The sequence below is a fragment of the Vibrio sp. M260118 genome (assembly GCF_036533755.1).
GTDB lineage: Bacteria > Pseudomonadota > Gammaproteobacteria > Enterobacterales > Vibrionaceae > Vibrio.
In genome coordinates this window covers 1-2,252 of the sequence record NZ_JATABG010000468.1, presented here as the reverse complement: position 1 = coordinate 2,252, position 2,252 = coordinate 1, and the positions used below count along the sequence as shown (strand labels likewise).

General features: G+C 43.7%; 3 protein-coding genes and 1 pseudogene. 2 read left to right on the top strand and 2 right to left on the bottom strand.

The window, feature by feature from the left end:
* Positions 1 to 569, top strand: a 569-nt coding sequence (locus QTO00_RS18475) for an aminotransferase class I/II-fold pyridoxal phosphate-dependent enzyme (RefSeq protein WP_331426074.1), incomplete at its 5' end; no start/stop codon positions are given.
* Between the two features lie 70 nt (positions 570 to 639).
* Positions 640 to 1,296, top strand: a complete 657-nt coding sequence (locus QTO00_RS18470; protein ID WP_443088947.1) for a putative ATP-dependent zinc protease — start codon at positions 640 to 642, stop codon at positions 1,294 to 1,296.
* 84 nt (positions 1,297 to 1,380) lie between these two features.
* Here QTO00_RS18470 and QTO00_RS18465 read toward each other — a convergent pair whose 3' ends face one another.
* Together QTO00_RS18465 and QTO00_RS18460 are read right to left on the bottom strand one after the other, a co-directional pair.
* Positions 1,381 to 1,854, bottom strand: coding sequence for an FKBP-type peptidyl-prolyl cis-trans isomerase (locus QTO00_RS18465; protein ID WP_331426072.1), 474 nt, complete (start codon positions 1,852 to 1,854; stop codon positions 1,381 to 1,383).
* A 17-nt stretch (positions 1,855 to 1,871) separates the two neighbouring features.
* Positions 1,872 to 2,252, bottom strand: a pseudogene (locus tag QTO00_RS18460) (thiol:disulfide interchange protein DsbA/DsbL); the annotation flags it as partial.

The following is a 2,252-nucleotide window of genomic DNA, read 5'->3' as shown; positions in this document are numbered from 1 at the left end:
CATTTGTTGATATTGCCTACCAAGGCTTCGGTGATGGTTTAGAAGAAGATGCAAAGGGCTTGTGTTTCATGGCAGATAACGTTGAAGAGATGCTTATCACCACTTCTTGCTCTAAGAACTTTGGTTTATATCGTGAAAGAACGGGTGCGGCGATCGTCATCGGTAAGTCTCAGAGTGAAGTTAACAACGCTAAAGGTAAGTTGCTAACCCTAGCTCGGGCTACTTACACCATGCCGCCAGACCACGGCGCAGCATTGGTTAAAACCATTCTGAACAATGCTGAGTTAACCACAGTTTGGAAACAAGAACTTAGCGAAATGCAACAGCGCCTCGTGAATCTAAGAAGTACGCTTTGTAACGAATTGAGAAATAACCACAATACTTCACAATTCGACTTTATAGAGAGTCACAAGGGTATGTTTACTGTGCTAGGCTTTAGTCAGGGCCAAATGACGCAACTCCGTGAAGAATATGGAATTTATGGTGTTGGCGACGGTCGAATTAATATCGCAGGTTTGACAGAAAAGGACATTCCTTACGTTGCCGAGGCGATAGTTAAAGTATCCTAAGCGTGTCGGGGCTAAAACATTTAGCCCCGCTATTATGTCAGTTTTGTTTGTCGAATTAGGTGCGCAAATGATTAAAACTTGGAAAACACTGATCCCATTCATCTTGAGTGGTGGTTTGATGGCGTGTTCAACAACTGGACAACCTCCTGTCGAGCCAGAGACAAAGCCTCAGGTCGAGCAACCAAAGGATGAAGCGGAAAAACCTAGCGTAGAAGAGCCAAAAGACGAGGTCGTTAAACCCGTCGAGCCAGAGCCAGAGCTTAAGCCTCCAGTTGTTGAAGTTCAAGCTAAGAAAACCTCTGATGGTAAGCTCATTTTAGGTGCGGAAGAGTGGGTGTATGTTCCAGGCTTGGAAGAGAGCTTTAAAGCGCGAGTAGATACAGGTGCGACGACGTCGTCAATCAGTGCTGTAGATATTATTCCCTTCGAGCGTGATGGTAAGGATTGGGTTAAGTTTAAAATCGAACACGACGGTGTGAAGAGCAGAGAGATCGCGTTACCTGTTAAGCGTTGGGTCAAAATCCGTCAATCGACCAACACAGAAGACTCACACAAACGACCAGTGGTTGAAGCCTGGATTCAGCTCGGTGATTTAAAAGACAAGACCGACTTTACTCTAACTGATCGTACACACTTAGCGTTCCCACTGTTATTGGGGCGTAGCTTTTTTAAAGATGTTGCAATCGTCGATGTGGGCAAAAAGTACATCCAAGACAAATACAAATAGAGCCTATTAAGTTTCCAATATTAAAAAAGCCAATCGATATTCACTATCGATTGGCTTTTTATCATTTAACGTTTTGGGGCTAATTTACTGAATCTCTAGCAGTTCTACATCAAAAATCAATGTTGCTGCTGGTGGGATTGGGCCGGTTCCATTCTTGCCGTATGCGAGTGGGCTAGGGATAAAGAGCCTGAACTTATCACCTACGTTCATGTAGGTAAGGCCTTCTTGCCAGCCCTTGATAACTTGATTTAGCTTGAAGCTGATAGGCTCGCCACGCTCTACAGAGCTATCAAACACTGTTCCATCGATGAGCGTACCGTGGTAGTGAACTTTTACTGTGCTAGTAGCGATTGGATGTTCCGTGCCTTCACCTTTATGAAGCACTTTGTATTGCAAGCCGCTTTCAGTCATTACAACGCCTTCGTCCTTCTCGTTTTCTGTTAAGAAGGCTTGCCCAGCAGCAAAGTTAGACTCACTCGCTTTATGATTAGTGTAAGTACGATAGATAAAAAAGCCCGCTAGAATGAAGATAATAATCGGGAAAACAAATTTAGACATGAATCTTATCCGTTGAATTAAGGTTGAGAAAGTAAAAATGTAATGGTGTTAGCAATATCGGCCACGTCTTTATGACCGCTAGTGATTACTTGGTACTTACCATTGACGATGAAAGTCGGTACTGCATTTATTTGACCTTGAGTGGTGATTTCATCTGCGACTTTAATCGCTTCGAAAAGCTTGCCTTGCTGCTCTTGGTCAAAATCATATGGGCTGATTAGGTTTCTGCTTTGAAATGCAGCATCTAGCGCTGCTTTTTTGTCTGTTAAGGTCGCTCCGTTACCCATTTGAGTGGCAGCAAATAGCTCTTCCATCATTGCATGATCTGGCGTACCGCCTAACTGCATTTCAGCTGCATAATAGATCATTGCACCTATCTGAGCGCTCTCATTGAAAGT